The organism is Microcoleus asticus IPMA8, assembly GCF_013179805.1.
GTDB classification, from domain to species: Bacteria; Cyanobacteriota; Cyanobacteriia; order Cyanobacteriales; family Microcoleaceae; genus Microcoleus; species Microcoleus asticus.
On record NZ_SRRZ01000128.1, the window covers coordinates 1 to 21722 of the forward strand.

17 protein-coding genes and 2 pseudogenes are annotated in these 21722 nt (G+C 45.7%); 11 read left to right on the top strand and 8 right to left on the bottom strand.

Going from position 1 to position 21722, the window contains the following annotated elements:
- The first annotated feature begins 104 nt into the window (after positions 1–104).
- On the top strand, positions 105–947 hold the full coding sequence (locus E5S67_RS33670) for a Rid family detoxifying hydrolase (RefSeq protein ID WP_281363577.1): 843 nt from the start codon (positions 105–107) through the stop codon (positions 945–947).
- A gap of 502 nt (positions 948–1449) precedes the next feature.
- Here the strand turns inward: E5S67_RS33670 and E5S67_RS25880 are convergent.
- Together E5S67_RS25880 and E5S67_RS32715 are read right to left on the bottom strand one after the other, a co-directional pair.
- On the bottom strand, positions 1450–3603 hold the full coding sequence (locus E5S67_RS25880; RefSeq protein WP_172191418.1) for a polyribonucleotide nucleotidyltransferase: 2154 nt from the start codon (positions 3601–3603) through the stop codon (positions 1450–1452).
- The gene (locus E5S67_RS32715) at positions 3557–3739 is read right to left on the bottom strand and encodes a hypothetical protein (protein WP_216670718.1); all 183 of its coding nucleotides are present in this window, start codon (positions 3737–3739) and stop codon (positions 3557–3559) included. The genes E5S67_RS25880 and E5S67_RS32715 overlap by 47 nt, the downstream gene beginning before the upstream one ends.
- A 313-nt stretch (positions 3740–4052) precedes the next feature.
- Between E5S67_RS32715 and E5S67_RS25885 the strand changes: the two genes are divergently transcribed.
- The 3 genes from E5S67_RS25885 to E5S67_RS25895 all read left to right on the top strand — a co-directional run bounded on the left by E5S67_RS25885 (position 4053) and on the right by E5S67_RS25895 (position 8690).
- Positions 4053–7394 carry a DEAD/DEAH box helicase gene (locus tag E5S67_RS25885; protein WP_172191420.1) on the top strand — a complete coding sequence of 1114 codons (3342 nt, stop codon included), beginning with the start codon at positions 4053–4055 and terminating at the stop codon, positions 7392–7394.
- 213 nt (positions 7395–7607) lie between these two features.
- Positions 7608–8435 carry an SWIM zinc finger family protein gene (locus E5S67_RS25890; RefSeq protein WP_172191422.1) on the top strand — a complete coding sequence of 276 codons (828 nt, stop codon included), beginning with the start codon at positions 7608–7610 and terminating at the stop codon, positions 8433–8435.
- 42 nt (positions 8436–8477) lie between these two features.
- Positions 8478–8690, top strand: coding sequence for a hypothetical protein (locus E5S67_RS25895; protein WP_172191424.1), 213 nt, complete (start codon positions 8478–8480; stop codon positions 8688–8690).
- Between the two features lie 33 nt (positions 8691–8723).
- On the opposite strand, the gene E5S67_RS25900 is transcribed toward E5S67_RS25895, so the two are convergent.
- On the bottom strand, positions 8724–9356 hold the full coding sequence (locus E5S67_RS25900) for an HAD-IA family hydrolase (protein WP_172191426.1): 633 nt from the start codon (positions 9354–9356) through the stop codon (positions 8724–8726).
- A 183-nt stretch (positions 9357–9539) separates the two neighbouring features.
- Positions 9540–10475 (bottom strand): tRNA epoxyqueuosine(34) reductase QueG, encoded by a 936-nt coding sequence (queG, locus tag E5S67_RS25905; protein ID WP_172191428.1) that lies wholly within the window; start codon positions 10473–10475, stop codon positions 9540–9542.
- A gap of 278 nt (positions 10476–10753) precedes the next feature.
- Here queG and E5S67_RS25910 point away from each other — a divergent pair, with 278 nt between their 5' ends.
- Together E5S67_RS25910 and E5S67_RS25915 are read left to right on the top strand one after the other, a co-directional pair.
- Positions 10754–11716 (top strand): orange carotenoid protein N-terminal domain-containing protein, encoded by a 963-nt coding sequence (locus E5S67_RS25910; protein ID WP_172191430.1) that lies wholly within the window; start codon positions 10754–10756, stop codon positions 11714–11716.
- 343 nt (positions 11717–12059) lie between these two features.
- Positions 12060–12494, top strand: coding sequence for a nuclear transport factor 2 family protein (locus tag E5S67_RS25915; RefSeq protein ID WP_172191432.1), 435 nt, complete (start codon positions 12060–12062; stop codon positions 12492–12494).
- Positions 12495–12839: 345 nt separating this feature from the next.
- Here E5S67_RS25915 and E5S67_RS25920 read toward each other — a convergent pair whose 3' ends face one another.
- From E5S67_RS25920 to rsmH, 3 genes are all read right to left on the bottom strand, one after another.
- On the bottom strand, positions 12840–13262 hold the full coding sequence (locus E5S67_RS25920) for an ATP-binding protein (RefSeq protein WP_006633914.1): 423 nt from the start codon (positions 13260–13262) through the stop codon (positions 12840–12842).
- Positions 13263–13758: 496 nt separating this feature from the next.
- Positions 13759–15432: a SpoIIE family protein phosphatase gene (locus tag E5S67_RS25925; protein ID WP_172191434.1), complete on the bottom strand. Its 1674-nt coding sequence runs from the start codon at positions 15430–15432 to the stop codon at positions 13759–13761.
- Positions 15433–15997: 565 nt separating this feature from the next.
- A complete protein-coding gene (rsmH, locus tag E5S67_RS25930; RefSeq protein WP_172191436.1) occupies positions 15998–16900 on the bottom strand; it encodes a 16S rRNA (cytosine(1402)-N(4))-methyltransferase RsmH in 903 nt (300 codons plus the stop codon).
- 57 nt (positions 16901–16957) lie between these two features.
- Between rsmH and E5S67_RS25935 the strand changes: the two genes are divergently transcribed.
- The 3 genes and pseudogenes from E5S67_RS25935 (at position 16958) to E5S67_RS25945 (ending at position 18962) form a co-directional block, all read left to right on the top strand.
- The gene (locus E5S67_RS25935) at positions 16958–18142 is read left to right on the top strand and encodes an NAD(P)H-quinone oxidoreductase subunit H (RefSeq protein WP_172191438.1); all 1185 of its coding nucleotides are present in this window, start codon (positions 16958–16960) and stop codon (positions 18140–18142) included.
- 86 nt (positions 18143–18228) lie between these two features.
- Positions 18229–18565: pseudogene (locus E5S67_RS25940) on the top strand (type II toxin-antitoxin system RelE/ParE family toxin).
- A complete protein-coding gene (locus E5S67_RS25945) occupies positions 18558–18962 on the top strand; it encodes a helix-turn-helix domain-containing transcriptional regulator (RefSeq protein ID WP_216670719.1) in 405 nt (134 codons plus the stop codon). Before E5S67_RS25940 ends, E5S67_RS25945 begins: the two are co-directional and overlap by 8 nt.
- Before the next feature lie 103 nt (positions 18963–19065).
- Here the strand turns inward: E5S67_RS25945 and E5S67_RS25950 are convergent, their stop codons facing one another.
- A complete protein-coding gene (locus E5S67_RS25950) occupies positions 19066–19728 on the bottom strand; it encodes a hypothetical protein (protein WP_172191440.1) in 663 nt (220 codons plus the stop codon).
- Positions 19729–19868: 140 nt separating this feature from the next.
- Here E5S67_RS25950 and E5S67_RS25955 point away from each other — a divergent pair, with 140 nt between their 5' ends.
- The gene (locus E5S67_RS25955) at positions 19869–21092 is read left to right on the top strand and encodes a class I SAM-dependent methyltransferase (RefSeq protein WP_172191442.1); all 1224 of its coding nucleotides are present in this window, start codon (positions 19869–19871) and stop codon (positions 21090–21092) included.
- 272 nt (positions 21093–21364) lie between these two features.
- Positions 21365–21631: pseudogene (locus tag E5S67_RS34165) on the top strand (transposase domain-containing protein); the annotation flags it as partial.
- Positions 21632–21722 lie beyond the last annotated feature (91 nt).

Here is a 21722-nt window from a genome sequence, read left to right on the forward strand (position 1 = left end):
GTTTTCTTTTTCACCCTCATTCTCTCCTGGCGCGGTGGCTCTAGTTCTTCTTTGGCCACCGTTCTCATCTTTGGTTAGTCTAAACTACAGTAAGTAAAGCGAATCTGAATAAGGCTGATTTGACTGAGGCATACTTGCTGGAAGCTGACTTTACTATGGCAAATTTAAGTGAGGCAATATTGACTCAGGCAAAACTTCAAAAAGCTAAATTCCAGAAAGCTAATTTCCGCCAAGTTAATCTGTCAGGAATGAATTTAACTAATGCGAATCTAGAACAAGCAAAACTTGACAGTACCGAGCTAAAATATGCTTGTCTTCGAGGTGCCAATTTAGAAAGAGCAAATCTGCGATATTCAAATTTGATCGGAGCTAATCTGATAGAAGCAAACTTAAGGAGGGCAGACTTTACTCGGTGTAACTCTTATGGCTGGAATATCAAAAATGCCGACTTAACTGGTGCTATCATGCCAGATGGAGAAATCTACCAGCCAGAAACCTCTGACGGAGAACTCTACCAGCCAGAAACTTCGGAAAAATTATCCCAAAAAGTGACATCTATGACGCGCAAAATTATTCGTACTGACAAAGCACCCGCACCCGTCGGCCCTTACAATCAAGCCATTGCCGCTACGGGCACTATGCTGTTTGTAGCTGGCCAAATTGCGATCGACATTAGACTAAACGATATTGTCTACACCGACGATGTGGCAAAACAAACGGAACAAGTTATGGCAAATCTGGAAGCCATTCTCACAGAAGCCGGCGCTACTTGGTTGGATGTGGTAAAAACTACGGTTTTCCTCAAAGATATGAATGATTTTGCCGCTGTGAATGCGGTTTATGCGAAATATTTTGATGCGGAAACTGCACCGGCGCGCGCTTGTGTGGAGGTTTCGCGTTTGCCGAAAGATGTGTTAGTTGAAATTGACTGTATTGCGGTGATTTGATTTAATATCAATTCCGGTGGCACTGGAATCATAGCCAACAGAGGACACGGCAATGCCGTTTCCCTACCCCAAAACGATCGATATTCGTCTATTAAAGAGGTAATCATCCCCCGATTAATTGTAGGGAAACGGCACTGCCGTGTCCTGACTGTAGGTAATATCTTTATATTTTATTCAGTCCGCGCAGGCGGACTTCGTTTGTGTAGTTGCGGTTTCAACCGCCGAATGATAAAAGAGGTAACTTTATATTTGATTGAGTCCGCTAGGAGTGAAGTTAATTTGTGTAGTTGCGGTTTCAACCGCCGAGGGTAAAGTGCGCGAATGTATTAACTTCTACAGCCGATCGCACTCTTGTCGATCTGTCGCTGTCGCGCACCTACTCTCAAATCAATCTGAAACAATCAGATTTAATCTCAACTAGCAATTAGCAATTACTAATCACCAGTTACCAATTAGCAATTAGCAATTACTCTACAAGTAATTACCAATTACCAACTGTAAACTATTTATTCAGCGCTTCGCGGGCGGCTACCGCTTCGTCGGGATGAATATTCAAGCGGGTCAAATTAATTCGACCTTTATTGTCAATTTCTCGCACTTTGACAATCACTTCATCGTTCACAGCTAACTCGTCTTCCACTTTCCCGACGCGGTAGTCCGCTAACTGGGAAATGTGAATCATTCCTTCTTTTCCTGGCAAAATTTCCACAAAAGCGCCGATCGGAATAATTCGAGTTACGCGGCCGACATACACGTCTCCTGCATTCAACTTGCGCGTCATGCCTTGGACAATGTTGTAAGCCCGCTGAGCTTTTTCGCTGTCGTTGCCAGCAATTGTTACGGTTCCGTCATCTTCGATGTCTATTTTGACACCGGTTTCTTCGGTGATGGCTTTGATCGTTTTGCCACCAGGCCCAATTACCAAACCGATAAATTCTGGATCGATTTTCAGGGTTAGCAAACGCGGTGCAAACGGCGACATTTCCTTGCGGGGAGTGTCGATGGTTGCCAGCATTCTTTCTAAAATGTGCAGTCTGGCCGGTTTGGCTTGGCGGATGGCGGTGGCAATCACATCTAAGGGCAAACCTTTGATTTTCATGTCCATCTGCAAAGCAGTAATCCCGGTGTCGGTACCGGCTACTTTGAAGTCCATGTCGCCTAAAAAGTCTTCAATTGCCTGAATGTCAGTCAAAATTCGGACTTCATCGCCTTCTTTAATTAAGCCCATTGCCGCGCCGCTGACGGGTTGGGAAAGGGGAACGCCTGCATCCATTAATGCTAGCGTTGAGGCGCAAACTGAACCCATTGAGGTGGAACCGTCGGAAGAAAGGATTTCTGAAACTACGCGAATCACGTAGGGGAAATCTTCTTTGGATGGCAAAACCGGGAGTAAAGCGCGTTCTGCCAGGGCTCCGTGACCGATTTCTCGGCGTCCGGGCGATCGCATCGGCTTGGTTTCTCCTACCGAAAACGGCGGGAAATTGTAGTGATGCAAGTAGCGTTTGTCTTGCTGCGGGTGCAAGTCGTCTCCTAAGTCTTGGGCGTCGCCCGGGGTTCCCAGGGTAGCTGCGGACAAGACTTGGGTTAACCCCCGATTGAACAGCGCACAGCCGTGTACTCGCGACGGCAGCACGCCTACGCGACAAGAAACGGGTCGCACCTCGTCTAGCTTGCGGCCGTCTACACGGACGCCATCTTCGAGGATTTGCTTCCGCATCATTTTTTTGGTAACGTCTTTGAAAACGTTGCCGATCGCCTTGCTGTTGGCAGTGGCCGCTAGTTTTACCGGATCGTCTTCCGAGAGTTCGGCGATCGCAGATTCGACTTCATTTGCCTTAACTTCGTCCAAAGCTGCATTCCGTATTGTTTTGTCTTTTTCAAATCTTGACAAAATGATGCGGATGGGTTCTTGGGCGCGAGCGCGAATAAAGTTTTCCAAGGCCGAGTCTAGGGATGGCCGTTCCTCTACCACCAAATCAATGCCCAATTCCGCCATAATTTCGCGCTGGGCTTGAATCAAGTCACAGGCTGCTTCATAGCCAAAGTCGATCGCCTCGATGATATCCTGTTCCGGCAATTGGTTAGCGCTGGCTTCCACCATGATTACTCCATCAGGAGAACCGGCTACCACCAGATCCAACTCGCCTTCTTTGATTTCGCTGTAGGTGGGGTTGATGATGAAATCGTCCCCTACCAAACCGACTCGCACTGCCGCCATCGGCCCGTAAAACGGCATTTTCGCCAGCAGTATCGCCACCGAAGCCCCCGTCACCGCCAAAACGTCCGGTGGCACTTGTTCGTCCATCGAAACCGTTGTTGCTACAACTTGGATGTCATCTCGCAGCCAGCTTGGAAATAGCGGACGCAGCGGTCGATCGATCAAACGGCCTGTCAAAGTCACTTTTTCTGGGGGACGCCCTTCCCTGCGCAAAAATCCACCGGGAATTTTACCGCCAGCGTAGAGTCTCTCTTCGTAATCCACCAACAGGGGCAGGAAATCAATTCCCTCTCTCCCCTGCGATCGAGTCGCTGTCACCAAAACCGCCGTGTCACCCGACTGAATCAAAACTGCACCGCCTGCTTGAGGCGCTAGTAAACCAATCTTCAGTCTAATATCCCGTCCATCGAAGGATATTGACTTGTCTATCTCTACCATGTAGCACTGCTTCCTTATCTACCACATTCTTTCTCTGTCGGGATCGTAACATTACCACAGGATGTTTGAGAGTCCGACGCCAAAAGACAGGGATAATCGCCTCGCGATCGACTGTCTGCGTCTCGATTGTAAGCATTTATACTCGATAATTATTTTTTGCAGTCTGGGGTCGATTCTCCGGTCGATCGCCCGCTAAACGCCTGCCATAGATGGTACGATGAATTTTCATTTGCGAATTGGGACGTTGAAGGAAGAAGGAAGAAGGATTTAGTTATCTAGGGCTGGGAATAAGCCGTAAGGTGCTTAGGTTGCACCCTACAGATACAGGTTCTACCTAATTCCTGTCTGGGGATCAAAATATCCTTTGTTTGTTTAAAATTTTATTCATAAATCCCATATAAATGCTGTAGTCAGCCTCGAACTTAAATAAAAATATCAGGGTAAAAAAAATGGCCATTTTACACGGCAGTTGGCAAGTTGAGAATGATAATAGTTGCTTATTTATTTGGGGAGAAACTTGGCGAAAAATTGGGGCGATTGATACCCTAGAATCGGGGATAAATCTACCGCATCCCTTAGCAATGACCGAAGCTGAATTTAAGACTTTCCTAAATTCATTGCAGCAGTCAGGAAAACTCAACTGGCAATTACCGGAAACCGCTGAAACTCCACCGGAAAAAAGTAAAAAAACTAGGCGATCGCCCAAAACTCAAAACGCAGCAGAAATTCCCGCCCAAAACTCCTCAATTCAAAGGGAAATTCGGGCGATCGCACTTCCGACCAAAATCTCAGAATCGAACGCAAATCTGATGCCGCAACACTCAGCAGCAGCACTTGAAGAATCGGCCAAAACCGAGGAAACATACCTTTATCCCTGGCAAGTCGAGGGTTTTTGTCTCAACCCTCAAGCAGCTTTTGTTTTATTGCAATCACTACCGCTTAACAGCACGGAACCAGACTCTTTCGTCGGCTCAGATTTGCGTTTTTGGTCTCATATTGCTAGGTGGAGTTTGGATTTGTTGGCAAGATGCAAATTTTTGCCGGGATTGGAGAAACAGTCGGACGGTTCTGCTATTGCTAAATGGCAACCGCTGTTAGATAGTTCTACAGACATACTCCGCCTCGCCACTTTTGTCAAGCAAATGCCGACGGCTTGCCGAACATATCAATCGAAGGAAGAAGGAAGAAGGAAGAAGGAAGAAGGAAGAGGGGGAAAGGAAGAAGGAAGAGGGAAGAAGGAAGAAGGAAGAGGGGAAAAGGAAGAAGAATCCAGTCAATTGCCTTTAGCGGTGGATTTGCCGATGGGGGCGGAGGAATTGGTGTTAGGCTTTTTGAGTAGTATTGTAGATAGTCAAGTGCGATCGGCTGCTAGCTCTACTTTAGACATCAAAACAGTTTCTCCTGTGCGCGAGTGGCTGCAAGCTTTGCAGCAGGAATCTGGGATTGTGCAAGTAGAATCAGCAGCTTTAGAAAACTTGGCAACCAAGCTGAGTGCTTGGACTGCACCGCTGCAAAACCAACTATCTCAACAAAGTCAATTTCGCACTTGCTTTCAACTCATACCACCAGCGCCCGGTAAAGCCAACTGGAGTTTAAATTATTGCTTGCAAGCAGCAGATGAAGCGGAATTTTTGGTAGACGCGACAACTATTTGGAACAACTCAGTCGAGCGTTTGGCTTATGCGGGGCGGACAATAGAATTGCCTCAAGAAACTTTGCTAAGCGGCTTGGGTTTAGCCTCGAAACTTTATCCGTTAATTGAACCGAGTTTACAAGCCCAGCGGCCTCAATCTTGCCAATTAAATCCCCTGCAAGCATACGAGTTTATTAAGTCTGTAGCTTGGCGGTTTGCTGATAGCGGGTTGGGCGTTGTTTTGCCGCCGAGTTTGACAAAGGCGGATGGTTGGGCGAGTCGTTTGGGTTTGAGCATTCAAGCGGAAACTCCGAAAGTGAATCCGGCGAAAGGTGGGCTGGGATTGCAAAGTCTGCTAAATTTTAAGTGGGAATTGACGATCGGCGGACAGCGCATTTCTAAGGCAGAGTTTGACAGATTGATCGCGTTGAATTCGCCTTTGGTGGAAATTAACGGCGAGTGGGTAGAGTTGCGCGCGCCGGATGTGAAAGCCGCTCAAACTTTTTTTGCCAGCCGCAAAGAGCAAATGACTCTTTCTTTGGAGGATGCTTTGCGTTTGGCCTCGGGCGATTCTCAGACGATTGAAAAATTGCCTGTGGTGAATTTTGAGGCGACGGGTCAACTTCAGGAATTGTTGAATACTTTGAGCGATAATCAAGCCGTAAGTGCGATCGCAACTCCGGCTAGTTTCCGAGGACAATTGCGGCCTTATCAAGCCCTAGGAGCAGGCTGGTTAGCATTCTTAGAACGCTGGGGTTTGGGTGCTTGTCTCGCGGACGATATGGGATTGGGGAAGACTATCGAGCTAATTGCTTTCCTCGTACACTTACAGGAACAAGATTCTCTAGAAGCGCCAACATTACTGGTTTGTCCGACATCGGTATTGGGCAATTGGGAGCGCGAAGTCAAGAAATTTGGCCCGACGCTAAAAGTGTTAGTTCACCACGGAGACAAACGCGCTAAAGGCAAAGCATTTGCGACGGCAATTAAGGAAAAGGATTTAATCATTACCAGTTACGCCCTAGTGTTTCGCGATGCGAAGGAATTTCAAGGCATTAAATGGCAAGGATTGGTTTTAGATGAAGCGCAAAATATTAAAAATTCCGAGGCGAAGCAGTCGCAAGCGGTGCGGCAAATCGAGGCATCTTTTAAAATTGCGCTGACGGGAACTCCAGTGGAAAATAGACTGCAAGAATTGTGGTCAATTTTGGAGTTTCTGAATCCTGGTTATTTGGGGCCGCGCAATTTCTTTCAGCGCAGATTTGCAATTCCGATTGAAAAATACGGAGATAGGGAATCATTGCAGACTTTGCGATCGCTCGTTCGGCCTTTCATCCTCCGCCGCCTGAAAACTGACAAAGAAATCATACAAGATTTGCCCGAAAAACAGGAGATGACTGTATTTTGTGGTCTGGCAAATCAACAGGCGGTATTATATCATAAAATAGTCGAAGAGTCAATAGCTGAATTAGAGTCAGCCGAAGGTATTCAGCGCCGGGGAATGATTCTGGCTTTGCTGGTAAAACTCAAGCAACTTTGCAACCATCCGGCTCTTGTGAAAGCAGAAGCTAAGCCGAAAGAATTGGAGATTAAGAGTCAGGAATCGGGGAAATTGCAGCGGTTGGTGGAAATGTTAGAAGAGGTTTTAGCAGAAGGCGATCGGGCTTTAATTTTTACTCAATTTGCCGAATGGGGAAAACTCCTGAAACCGCATCTAGAACAGCATTTAGGGCGAGAAGTTTTGTTCTTGTACGGAGGAATTAAGCAACAGCAGCGGGAAGAAATGATCGATCGCTTCCAGCACGACCCCCAAGGCCCGCCGATTATGATATTATCCTTAAAAGCGGGCGGCACAGGTTTGAACTTAACCAGAGCAACCCATGTTTTCCACTATGACAGATGGTGGAATCCCGCAGTAGAAAATCAGGCAACTGACCGCGTATTTCGCATCGGCCAAACCCGCAACGTGCAAGTCCACAAATTTGTCTGCACGGGCACGTTAGAGGAGAAAATACACGATATGATCGAAAGTAAGAAAGCTCTAGCCGAACAAGTGGTCAGTGCAGGTGAAAACTGGCTCACCGAACTCGATACAGACCAACTTCGCAATTTACTAATTCTCGATCGCAATGCTATTATAGAAACGGAAGAAGAATAATATGTTTAATTTTCTTCGGTTTCTAGTGAGGACTTTACTTCTCAAAAATCCGAGGAATTACGCACTCTGACCACAGAAACCGGGTTTATTACCAGAATTAAAGGTTAGAGTCCAGTTTTTTCGTAAAAAACCCGGTTTCTGACTCTCCTAGATAACTAAAGCTTTCTTCCTTCTTCCTTCTTCCTTCTTCCTTCTTCCTTCTTCCTTCGGCTTATGATTGACAGAGAATGGTGGACACAACAGTGGTTAGATTTAATAAATACCTACCGCTTCAAAAAGCGCTTAGAACGTGGCTGGCAATACGCGCGCGAGGGAAAAGTTCTCAGCATTAACTTCCCTAACCAAGAAGTAATCGCCCTAGTTCAAGGAACAGATCCCAAACCCTATCAAGTTTCTTTAGGACTCGACACATTGAGCGATGAAGATTGGGATTATGTGATTGAAAATATGTCGCAAAGAGCAGTTTTTTCAGCTAAATTACTAGCAGGAGAAATGCCACACAATATTGAGGATGTATTTGCTGCCGCCGGCAAAACACTATTTCCGTTAAGTTTATCTGATATTCGATCGCGCTGTAGCTGTCCTGATCCCAAAAATCCTTGCAAACACATCAGTGCAGTATACTACTTATTGGGCGATCGCTTCAGTGAAGACCCTTTCGTACTCTTTCAATTGCGAGGCCGAACAAAAGAGCAAATTTTGACAGCACTCCGTCAAAGACGCGGTACGCAAGGGGAGGAAAATTCCCAACTCAACTCTGGCGAAAATTCCCCCGCTGCGAATTCTAAATTGCCGAAGGTCGATCGCTTTTGGGAATACAACCAGCAGCTAGAATCATCTCTAGTAGTAATTGTACCCCCACCGAGCAGCGAAACAGTATTAGATATCTTAGGCCCAATTCCCCTCGCAACCGACGGAAAAGGAACCGCTAGCAAATCATCGCCCGCATCTGAGGCGCTAAAACAGCATTTTGCCAAAATTTACCAAGCAGTTAGCCAGCAAGCAGTTTTAGCAGCACTAAAACGGGGCGAAGGAGATTAACTTTTTTTGTAGGGCTATAGCCCTTGGGGCGACAATTTCTAATTGCGTTTAGCAGTAGAAGGCGGGTTTGTGAAGCGCAACCAAGTTGCCAAAGTGGCTACGGCGAAGATTGAAGCAAAGCTAAAAGTTAAGAAAGTCTCAAATGCTGACATAAGGCTGTTCCAATTTGGTGAACGAAGGAATCTTGCTATTTATTTTTATATCAGCATCGATCGAGCTTTTCAACCGATCGCGCACAAAGTTTTTAATGCTTAAAGCTTTGTAACATTCCATCAAACAACATTACAATCATTTCAGATTATTGATAACTCCGATTAATTCCTGGGGGCGTTCGATCAAAAAATCGGGATTGTGTGCCGCCAAAGCTGACCGAGAATTAAAACCCCAACCGACAGCAATTACTTTAATTTTAGTTTTTTTAGCTGCTTCTATATCTCTAATTTCATCTCCAACATAAACGACTTGTTCGGGATTAATATTTTGTTTATTTAACCATCGATTAATTACTTTATGTTTTCCAAAAGTTGTTCCTGAATAAATAAAATCAAAGGTATCTTGCAACCCATTTTTTTCAAGCGAATCCCAAACATTTTCTCTAGAATTAGAGGTAATAATACCCAGTTGAAAACCGCTGTTTTTTAACTCTAACAAAACTTCTTTAATCCCGGTAAATAAATGAATATTCGGAATTTCACTCCGCAACTCTGCTTTCAGCTTTCTAATTAGCAGCGGGAATTTGAAGATGGAAATTCCCGAATACATCAGAATTTGCCAAGAATTTAAATTGCTAAGTTGAGCCAGTTCCTCTTTGGTTGCCGACTTAAAGCCAAATTCAACTGACAAACGGTTGGTGATACTCAGAAGAATATCGATCGTATCTGCTAAAGTACCGTCAAAATCAAAAATAATTACTTTGGTCATTGGACAATAGCAAATAATGAACGGTGAATCATACCATTTTAGATTTTAGATTTTAGATTTTAGATTTTAGATGGGAATGATTTACTCCATAATGTATGGACTTTCGGTGCACAAGCACCCTACGGCTACTATGTATAGGGTAAGGTGCTTATGAGCGCACCCGAAGGGCGAACATCTCAACTTTTAATGATTAATTTGATTTGCCGTAGCATTTCGCCGTAGCATTTCCGGCTTAATTCGCCGCAGCGCCGAAGCTGTAAATCGGCGGTTCCACTCCTCGTCAGAAATGTCGGCCAATTCTGCAAGTGTTGGCGCTATGTTTTCAGGATAAGGCTCAAAGTCTGCAACATCAGTTGGTTTAGCAAAACGCTGATTCCAAGGACAAACATCTTGACAAATGTCGCAACCTGCTACCCAACCTTGTAAATTAGATGCAATTTCGTCGGGCAAATTTTTGGCTCGATTCTCGATCGTATGATACGCTATACATCGATCGGCATTAACCACAAAAGGCTCAGTAATTGCCCCCGTCGGACACGCCTCAATGCAGCGAGTACAAGTACCGCAATGTTCCGTATGGGACTCATCGGGCGCTAACTCCAAATTAGTCAAGATTTCGCCCAAAAACACCCAAGAACCGTATTCGCGGGAAATTACATTACCATTTTTGGCAATCCAGCCAATCCCGGCACGCTGCGCCCACATTTTATCCTGAATCGGCCCGGTATCAGCATAATACCGTGCTTCAATTCCCTCGCCTTGCGATCGCAGCCAATTTGCCAAAACCTTCAGTTTTTTGTGCAGAATTTTGTGGTAATCTCTGCCCCAGCCGTAGCGAGAGATTTTAGCATATTCGGAACCGCCCGGGCGTTGGTGAGGCGTGTAGTAATTGATGGCGACACATATTAAGGACTGCACCTCTGGCATCACCAATTGAATGTCCTGACGTTTCGGGTTAGCCATCCATCCCATATCCGCTTGATAGCCTTTATCCAACCAAGCCTGCAATCTTTGTTTTTCTAGATCGAAATCCGCGTCTTTTGAGGCTATCCCGACTTTGTGAAATCCCAACTCAAGGGCTTTTTGCTTAACCAAATTGCTGCTAATTGGCGCTTTCATTTGACACCAGGCAAATATTTACCTTTTGTATTGACTATTTTGATTTTATATGATATGCAAAGCAATTTTAACGATCGGCTTCCTAAATAAACTACTTCGGCGCACGGTCTAGTGATGGCGATCGCTATTTACCAAACCATTGATTATAGTTTTGTAACTCAGCCATATGTAATTTATATTTGCAAAAATTAACAAAACGTTACATACTTTTAATCAAGGCAGCTTGAGAGTCCCTAAATCAAGTACCTCACTAAAATCACAAATCTCACAAAATACACATGGCAGTTAGCATTCAATCAGCTCAATCTATTTTTTCCAACACTGAGATTGCTAGCATTGTTCCGGCTACCACCGAAGCATTTTACAAACTCAGCGTTGAAGATCAACTAGCCTTGCTCTGGTATGCCTACACCGAAATGGGCATTTCCATCACCGCAGCAGCACCGGGAGTAGCCAGCATGGCGCTTGTCGAAGGCATACTCAACGAAATCAAGCAAATGTCGCCGGCTGCTCAAAGCAAAACCATGTTTGACCTAGCCAGCAACGCAGACACCACCATCGGTCGGATTTACACTTCCTTGCGCGTCAACACCAAACTCGGTTTCTGGTACGAGTTGGGGCAGTTGATGAAACAGGGCCTTGTCGCTCCGATCCCCGCTGGCTATCAAATGTCTCCCGAAGCCACCACCGTTCTAGAAACAATCAAGAAACTAGATCCGGGTCAGCAAATTACCGTACTTCGCAACACCGTAGTTCACATGGGCTACGACCCAGATTTCAGCCAAGAGTACGGCAAACGCTCAGCCCCTCGCAGCACTCCCACCGCTCCAGAAGAGCGGGTGAAAACCAAAATTGAGGGTATCAGCGAGCAGACTGTCCTCAACTACATCGATTACATGAACGCCTTCGACTTCACCCCAGCCGTCGGTTTATTTGCTGAAGAAGGTGCCCTGCAACCGCCTTTCCAAAAGCCGATCGTCGGTCGCGAAGCTATCCTCAACTATATGCGGGAAGAGTGCATCGGACTGAAAATGATGCCTCAGCAAGGCGTGTCAGAAGCCGCAGAAGATGGCTACCGACAAGTGAAAGTCACCGGCAAAGTCGAAACTCCCTGGTTCGGCGCGAATGTGGGTATGAACATCGCATGGCGGTTTTTGCTCGATCCCCAAGGCCAAATTTTCTTTGTGGCGATCGACTTGTTGGCATCTCCTAAGGAATTGCTCAATTTGATGCGCAAATAGAATATTCTGGTTCGGTCTGTCAAACAGACTTACCCAGGAACCCAGATGCCGGCAGGTGTCTGGGTTTAGATCATTTTAGATTTTAGATTTTAGATTTTAGATTCAAGAATTGAAGGATTGGCAATGACTGATGACTGCGAGGGTTTGTGGCTTCCCTAGAGTTGCATTTTTTTTGAAATTAGTATTGATTTTGGTTTATCGATCTGAAAGCTGGGTTCGATGCTCTCCGGTTCCTCCTTTTTTCGGAGAATTATTTTCCTAACTCTACTTATATCTTTTGAGGGATTTGCTACGACAAAGAGAATGATTACAGTATATTTATTCCTCTGAAATCACTTGTTTTATGACCGCAACAACTCCACCTATTTTAACTAGCTCTATAACGATTGCCGGCATCACAAATCCAACGGTACTGCGATATTTTGAAACTTTAAACGCGGGCGATTTTGAAGCAACGGCTAATTTATTTGCTGATGACGGCGTTATGCACGCGCCGTTTGAAGAGCCAATTATCGGCAGCATCTCGATCGCCACTTATCTACAAACAGAAGCGCGAGGAATGCAGCTAGAACCCCAGAAAGGTGTCAGCCAAATTTTAGAAGATGGCAATGTTGAAGTTCAGGTCAGCGGTCGGGTGCAAACTTCCGCATTTGGTGTTAATGTCGGATGGCTGTTCTTGCTCAATTCTGACCGAGAAATCCTTTCTGTTACCGTCAAACTGTTAGCTTCTCCCCAAGAATTGCTAAATCTGCGGTCACATAAGAAATTAGATGTTTGATAAGGTGTTTCACATTTAAATTGTCTATTTTGGTTTGACCTGTCGATCGCACGTAATAGCTAAAGTCGTGCGATCGACAGGTCAATCAGCTTTTTATCGCAAGAATGAGGCAGAAACCGGGTTTTTATCCAAATCTCTGGTGAAGTGCCACTCACGGTATAAAAATCCCGTTTCTGCGGTATTTGTGCGATGTGGACTGTACCCCTACAATCTTACAGTCTCGCGTTGAGCCGACGATAATGCACGAAAAAGTGGCTGTCACCGCACCCTGCGACAGACAGCCAAAGCGAGTCAAAAAGTGCATTGTCAATCACTAATGACTCATGACTCATGACTCATGACAAATTAAGATTTTTCCGGCAAACTAGCTTCTAACTTCAGACAGTTGCGACCGTCTATTTGCAAAGTGTAGTCCACCCGATCCATAAGTCTGCTCATAATCAGCCAGCCGTAGCCGCTTTCCTGTTTAGCTTCCGGCCTCGGGGGATTGTAAGTATCCATTTCGTAACCTTTACCGTAATCCCAAATTTCTAAACCAATATCCCTATTTTTTAAATTCAAGCGAATTAACACGGGCAAATTGGGTTGATCTTTGTGAGCATGGCGGATCACGTTAGAATAGGCTTCTGCTAACACCAAGCGCAAACGATTCGACTGACGCGGCCAATCGACGTGCTCTCCTAGCTCAACTTCCAAACTGCTCAGCAACCAATTTTCAACAATTGTTAAAAACCGCAAGTCGCTTGGCACATGAAGCTCAGTATTCATATAAAAATCCCGTAAGTTTGAAAACCCTGTGTCTTCAGACCAGGGATGAAACACGACGCGCCGAATTTATTCGGTCTCAATACTTGTCGCTACTCGGGGGATACCAGCCTTTTCTGTTTAAAAATCAGGCATTCGTCATTCGGTAGAAGGCAGAAGTTAAGAGTATAGTTGAAAACTTTAGTTATGGGTACAAACCCCATTAACAATTGATAATTATACCGAGACTGCAAGCAGCGAGGTATAAAAAATCTTTGTTTCAATCCCTGGCTTTTAAGCGTTGGTTATTTCTGACGAATGCCTTCTACTTTAACCCTTAACAGGTGTTTAATCCCCCAGGAAAGCGATTCAGGAAACTAGCTGCGCGCGATCGCGGGCTAGGTTTTTTACTGTTGACTGTCACGCAGTCCTTTGCGGGACTACTGTGCGGGCGGTCAACAAGCAGGGCTTCAGTTGTTTCGCCTCTCCCCCGACTATGCGTTGGGAGTCGCTGACAGATTCAAAGAACCTCCAGAGAGAGTATGGTTTGGTCGTCTTCCTGAACGGGATTGTCGGCTCGGATGTGAGCCAACAAATTGTCCAAGTTGAAAGAACCAGGCTCCTGAATCAAGAGTTGCCAAAGCCCTTCTTGTTGTAGCATAGAACGGGTTGGTACACCCCCTGCGACCGCTTCAGTGGTCACGCTAGCTTCAGTAATCCCGTCACTCGTCAGCAGAAATACATCTCCTGACTTTAATTCGATCGTACCTGCTTTGCCTCTCCAAACTGGTAGTATCCCCAAGGGAATGCCACGAGCTTTCAGGAAATTCGGCTCGGCTGGCGTTTTACCGCTAGCGGCTTGAGCTTTCACCTCCGAGTGAGACCAAACAATCGGGTAAATGTGACCGGCATTAGCAAAGGCGAGGTGTCCCGTTGACGGAGTGTAACGAGCAACAACCATTGTAATAAAATGGTTGTTGCCGATCAGGTCGTCAGACATACTGCTATTCATATTGTGCATAACTCGATCGGGTTCGGGAGAAACTTCTTGGGAAAGTTCCCGCCGCATCACCGAAATCGCGCTGGCCATAAATAGAGCAGCCGGAACTCCCTTACCGGAAACATCTCCCACCGCTATCCAAATATCCCCTTGGGAGTGGACGTAGACTTCAAAAAAGTCGCCACCAACTTCCCGCGCGGGATAGCAGCAAGCTTGCACCCTGACTGTTTCAAAATCCGGCCAACTTTGGCGCAACAAGTTTGTTTGGATTTGGCGAGCCACTTCCAACTCGTTTTGCATCTGCTTGGCTAAATCCAGAGTGCGCTGGTAGAGCTTAGCTTGAGACAGGGCGAGAGCAGCTTGAGCTGCTACACCTTCTATTAACTCTATCTCTTCTGCCGACCAAGGGTTAGTACCGCCAATCTGGGACAAAGCGAGTACCGCCAGCAATTCTTGCTGGTAAGTCAGGGGCACGGCAATCTCAACCGAGTTACCGTCCCCCCCACTGTTTTGGTTCACTTGAGTTTGGCGGCTGGCTACGGCTTGAACCAGCAAATTTTCATCAAAAGAAAAGCTGCTGGCTTCAGAGGTTTGGGCTTGGTAGGGGAAGGTACTCGGCAATAGTCGATCGGCTTCTACCGGCCGCAGCATACAATAGTTGGCTTCAAAAGTTTGGCCTACGGTTTGAACAATAGTTTGTACCATACTAGAGTAATCTAGCGACCCGCGAATCACGCTCATTACCTCATTGAACAGAGATTCCTTGCGCAAAGCGCGGCGCAGTGCAACGCTGCGCTGCTTGTAGTATTTGTAAGTTTCTGAGGCTTGATTGATCACCAATTTGAGTTCTTCTGGATTCCACGGTTTGGTGATGTATTTGAAAACTTGACCTGAGTTGATGGCCTCGACCAAATCTTCAACATCGGTGTATCCCGTTAGCAGAATCCGAATCGTATCGGGAAATCGCTCGACAGTTTTCCCCAAAAACTCGGTGCCGTTCATTTCTGGCATCCGCTGGTCAGATATAATCACCGCCATCTCGCCCTGTTGGTCTAGAACTTCCAGGGCGCTGAGGGCGCTATCTGCTTTGTAAACCTGAAAGTCGCGTCGAAACGTCCGGTACAATAAATCCAAGTTATCGGGTTCGTCATCGACTACCATCAATTTCAGCTTGCTTCCATCTCCCCGACTCATCTTTCTTCCCCCTTGAAAACCCCCACCATAGCTGTATTCAGCAAGGTGGCGGGAGGAAAAGGGGGGCTGGATATATGCAACATATCAGTTACGTCAAGTTGAGTTAAAGAAACCCGTTTTACCTTAAGGTGAGCATTCCTTTCGCACCATCTGTTCGCACAACAGATGAGAGGCTTTTGATACTGTAACCCGCCTCGGTAGGCCGCTTCAATAGGGAAAATTCCCGAGTCAGCTTTCGTGCTTTGATACGAGCAACGACCGTGTTAGCAGTCGCTACTTTTACAAACACACCAGCCTCCCAAATGACTAATTAATGCTCTGATTGCAGAGCTCTTAAGTAGCTGCCCGCTGTCCTCGGTGTGATTTTTAACACTTACTACTAACTCCTGTATCGCTACCTGAGTGCGGTCAAAATCGGCTGTATTTCAAGCCCCACTTTACCCGGAGGGTTAGCGGTGGGTTGTTGGCGCTATTCCCTACATCTTTGCCGAATCAAACTTGATTGTTGCATTCTAGTCCCCCTAATCTCTGAACTTTTTGCAGCAAGCATATTACTACTGCCGAATCAAGTTAATCTTTCTGCCAGTCTGAGCTTAGCAGAACGAGAGCGGGGATTTCTAGCTAGTTCTTCGGATTGCGGCCCGATCGGCTTTTTTGTCAGTACCTGCAAACTGGGTGTTCCTCTGAGTTGGTGCTTGACCGGTCGGTCTTCGAGACTGTGAAATGTAATGATTCCGATTCTCCCACCTGGTTTTAACCACCTTGGCGCCTGGTGGAGGAAAGTTTCTAAAGAAGCGAGTTCGGAGTTGACAGCTATCCTTAAAGCTTGGAAGGTACGGGTGGCCGGATGAATTCTGCCGTTGCGCTGCTTGGGGGGGAAGCTGGAGGCGATCGCCCCTGCAAGTTCTGTTGTAGTTTGAAAAGGACGCCCTTGCACAATCCGCCTCGCGATGCGCCGCGACAGTCGCTCCTCGCCGTACTTATAAATAATATCTGCTAGTTTAACTTCTTCCCAGTGATTGATAATCTCTTCTGCCGTCAAAGATTGCTGCTGGTTCATACGCATATCTAGTTGAGCTGGGTGGCGAAAACTAAATCCTCGTTCCGGTGTATCGAACTGAGCCGAGCTGACGCCCAAGTCTGCTATGATACCATCAAATTCGGCCTCTGGGGACCGATATTCAGCAAAATTGCCGTGCCAAAACTCAACGGGGGAGTTGGCAAATCGGGCTTGGCAAAAACGGATGGCTTGTTCGTCGCGGTCGATCGCCACCACTGTAACATCAGCCGCCGCCGCTAAAATCAAACTCGTGTGTCCGCCGCCGCCAAGCGTCGCGTCCAAATAGTGCCCGCCTGGACGCACTGCTAAACCCGCAATTAATTCTTGACCCAAAACAGGAACGTGATAGGTGTCAATACTGACATCTAATCCAGGGGTATCCTTCTCAGAGAGCTCGATATCCTTCATAATCATAAAAGCCAAACAAAAATCAACAATAGCTAGTAATCATTAATTCATTTAATTATGTCAAGAATTGAGACTAGAACCGAACCGATGGTGCTCAACATGGGGCCGCACCACCCATCCATGCACGGGGTACTCCGGCTAATCGTCACCCTAGACGGGGAAGATGTGGTGGACTGCGAGCCTGTTTTGGGCTATCTGCACCGCGGGATGGAAAAAATCGCCGAAAATCGCACCAACGTGATGTACGTGCCCTACGTGAGCCGCTGGGACTATGCGGAGGGGATGTTTAACGAAGCGGTGACAGTCAATGCGCCGGAAAAGTTGGCGAATATTGCTGTCCCCAAACGGGCGAGTTACATTCGGGTAATCATGCTGGAGTTGAACCGGATTGCTAACCATTTGTTGTGGTTGGGGCCGTTTTTGGCGGACGTGGGGGCGCAAACTCCTTTTTTCTATACTATGCGCGATCGCGAGATGATTTTAGATTTGTGGGAAGCAGCCACAGGTTATCGCATGGTGAATAATAACTATTTCCGCATCGGCGGAGTTGCCGCGGATTTGCCCTACGGTTGGGTTGATAAGTGCCAAGATTACTGCGATTATTTCGTTCCCAAAATTGACGAGTACGAACGTTTAATTACCAACAATCCAATCTTCCGCCGCCGGATTGAAGGCCTGGGTACTATTTCTCGCGAAGAAGCGATTAACTGGGGACTTTCCGGCCCCATGTTGCGCGCTTCCGGCGTTAAGTGGGATTTGCGGAAAGTTGACCATTACGAATGTTACGACGACTTCGACTGGGAAGTTTGTACCGAAGCTGCTGGCGATTGTTTGGCCCGGTATGTGGTGCGGATTCGGGAGATGCGCGAGTCGGTTAAGATTATCTATCAAGCCTTGAAAGGACTCCCCGGTGGCTCTTACGAGAATTTGGAAGCCAAGCGCTTAGAAAGCGGGCCAAAATCAGAATGGAATGGTTTTGACTATCAGTTTATTGGCAAAAAAGTTGCGCCGACTTTTAAGATTCCGAAGGGCGAACATTATGTCCGCGTTGAAAGTGGCAAGGGTGAGTTGGGGATTTATATTATCGGGGATGATAGTGTGTTTCCCTGGCGCTGGAAGATTCGGACTGGGGATTTTAATAATTTGCAGATTTTGCCTCACATTGTGCGCGGCGTGAAGATTGCCGATTTGGTGGCAATTTTGGGGAGTATCGACATTATTATGGGCTCGGTTGATAGGTAGAAGGAAAAGGGCGATCGCATTTTTGGGCTGTTTGCTCAAAATTGCGATCGCCTTTTTTCTGAATCCTCGATCGGCTACTATAAATTATGGAAGATCAACCAAAAGAAATTCAGCGTTACGTCACACCAGACGGCAAAATTCCTTTCAATGAATGGTTGAAGTTTCTCCGAGATATCAAAGCTGAAGCCAAGATTCGCGGCACACTAGACAGAATTAAGCTCGGTAATTTGGGAGATTGTCGCTCAGTAGGAGAAGGTGTTTTTGAATTAAGAATTGACTGGGCCAGGCTACCGCGTCTACTTTGGGCAAATAGAGCAAACGATTGTTCTCCTACTCTGCGGTGGAGATAAAAGCACTCAAGATCGAGATATTCGTAAAGCTATTGAATATTGGATAGAGTACAGGAGTCGAGAAAATGCCTAAAAGTGTAAGTTACCAAGACGACTTGATTGAATTCCTGAAAAAACCTGAAGCGGCGGCTGCTTATATCGAGGCGATTCTGGAAGAAGAAAATCCAGAAGCTGAACTTTTGCACCTATCACTTAGTAATATAGTTGAGGCTCGCGGGGGCATAGTTCAGCTTTCAGAGCTAGCTAAGTTGCACTATGAAAAGTTAAAAAATCTGCTCTCACAAACAGGAGGAGATGAAGTTTATCTGTTAGTGGCGTTGCTGGATGCTTTGGGATTTCAGGTAAACGTAACTATTAAATCCGATGGTTCAATATTGGAAAGCCAAAGCGATAGCTTGGTGCGAAGCAGTTTGCTCCAGGATGGACCAGGCCACACAATTAAATCCCTGATGTTTGAACTCTCCATATAAGCCCAGGCGCATCTAAATTTTACACTCAAGTTTGATGAAATTCTTGTGGGGTGGGAGCTCGTAGCCCACCCGAAAAATACAACGCAAGATGCCCGACAGCTTATTAACCGTAACGAAAATCTACCTCGGTTCCGCACTGCGTACAAATACCCTCAGCAGAATCGTCCGTTCCTTCTAACCAGCGAAAGTTTGTACCGTGGCAGTACGGGCAATACTCAGTTATAGATAAAATTTCGGCGGGGAGGCACTTCCATCTAGGTGAATTAACAGCCACCTCCGACTCTAGGGAAGTTAATATATTGACAGGTAACCACCCTACTCGATCGAGTAATTCATTTACTTTTATAATTACCTGATTAACATTTTCGACCCACAAGTAGCCTGCGCGGACAGCACGACTGATTAAAACGTTTCTTTTTTCTTCAATAAATAGTGAATTTCCGTTGGGGTCTCTCGCCCTGCATTCCCACCCTGCTAATATAGGAACTTCTTGTACGTAATTCGATATCAGATCGGGGATATCGTTTAGTTGCTGTTCTGTAACACAAGCCACCCATATATCGCCGGCAATTCTCTTGCATCTTTGTAAATAAACGCAATTTTTTAACAAATTATCAAACACGATGATATCTTTGTCTACTTCCTGGTGACCTAAGTAAAGATTGCGTCTTTTTGTGTCTGCTAAATCAAATACAACTAGATAAGCGGGTAATAATAACTCGATCGAATTTTTGAATTCTTTTAAATAAGACTCTCTTGTGGACATACAGAAGTATTACATTTAAAAGCTTAAGCTAGCTTATCACAACGAGCAAAAATTGGCACGCTCACATATCAAGTAGGCGGTCGGACTCAAAATGATATAATTATTTTTTAGAAAAATGTCAAAAAATGAGAGGTTAAAGAATGGATTTCAATAAGCGAGAGCTGATAAATATTAATGATAGTAACCCGGAACTCTGCGCTTTAATCTGCGAAAGAATTGCCGCCAGTCCGCAGCAGCGAATTACTTTTGCTGAATATATGAATTTGGCATTATATCATCCGCACCACGGTTATTACAATAGCGATCGCCAGTCGATCGGCAAACAAGGCGATTTTATCACGTCGTCTCATTGGGGTGCTGATTTTGCGGAGGTTTTGGCAGAGCAGTTTGTGGAAATGTGGGAAGTGCTCGGCACACCTCATCCTTTTACTGTCGTAGAAATGGGGGCGGGGCGGGGAACTTTCGCCGAAAATATTCTGCAATATCTGCAAATACAATATCCCGATTTATTTCATATTTTAGAATACATTATTATTGAAGTTTCCCCTGTACTCCAAGCGGAACAGCGGCAAAGGTTAGCCGAAATCAATTGTGTTAAGTGGTGCAATTGGGATGAGGTAGTTAATAACTCAATTGTTGGTTGTTTTTTTTCTAATGAGTTAGTGGATGCTTTACCCGTGCATCAAATTATTCTGGAACAAGGGCAAGTGAGGGAGATTTACGTGACCGCAGAAATACAAAAAAGTATACAAGAAGAAATAAATTTTATTGAGGGAGTTGGCGAAGTTTCCACGCCTAAAATTGCCGAATATTTGGATTTTGTGGGCATCGATTTGTCGGCAAGTGTTTATGGAGATGGTTATCGCAGTGAGGTTAATTTGGCAGCTTTGGACTGGATGAGTACAGTTGCTCAAAAGTTGCAGCGGGGATATTTGTTAACTATTGATTATGGCCATCCGGCGTACCGCTATTACAATCCGAGGCGCAGGGAGGGAACGCTACAGTGTTATTATCGCCACCGATATCACAATAATCCTTATATTAATGTGGGGCGGCAGGATTTAACGGCTCATGTTAATTTTACGGCGCTGGAAAGGCATGGTGAATTGTGCGGTTTGGATACGGTGGGGTTCACTCAACAGGCTTTGTTTTTGATGGCCTTGGGTTTGGGCGATCGTATTGCTTCTCTATCAACAAATGATGCAGAAGTATTGGATGTGGCAACGTTTTTGCAGCGCCGGGAGGCTTTGCATCAATTGATCGATCCGATGGGTTTGGGGGGTTTTGGGGTTTTGGTGCAGTGTAAAGGGTTGAAGGAGGACGAGAAGGGGAGAATATTGAAGGGTTTGATGGTGCCTGATTAATTATTTGGTGGAAATGTACCTGCTCTCATATTGAGGAACGATATAGGCTTTGCCTGTGAGAACGTTGTCCTCCTCTGGCTAGATGATGATTCAGAAATTCTCCCCATAACATCACGTTAGTTCGAGGAGGCGTTGAGTATAAGGAAAGATAAAGGCTCTACGCCGTAGGTTTTCCAGTAGGGTAAGCCCGATCGCACTTTATCCTTATCCCCAGCCCTGTACCAAAACCTTAACCCAATACGGTTCACTTAAGGCTGAAAAAGTGGTAAACTATGTATTATTTACAACAAAGGAAATCAAGGACAGTGCCTTTTAAAAAATTATTATTAGAATCTCCCAAGCTCAAAAGTAAGGAGATATTCAAAGCTATAGAGATAGCAATTCCATCAACAGCAATAGAAGCGGCGATTCTCAAAACAAAAGTTAAGGAAAAACGCCATCGCGGGCTACCATCACAACTGGTAGTATGTCTAATAATAGCAATGAGCCTGTGGTCAAAAGACTCAATGCGGGATATGCTAAAAAATCTAATTGATGGCCCTTAGTGGTGCAGAAAACTCCTGAGATGCTTAAGGAGCCTAGAGAATCATAGTTAATGGAGAAAAGGGGCTTGCGCCGTGGTTCGATTGT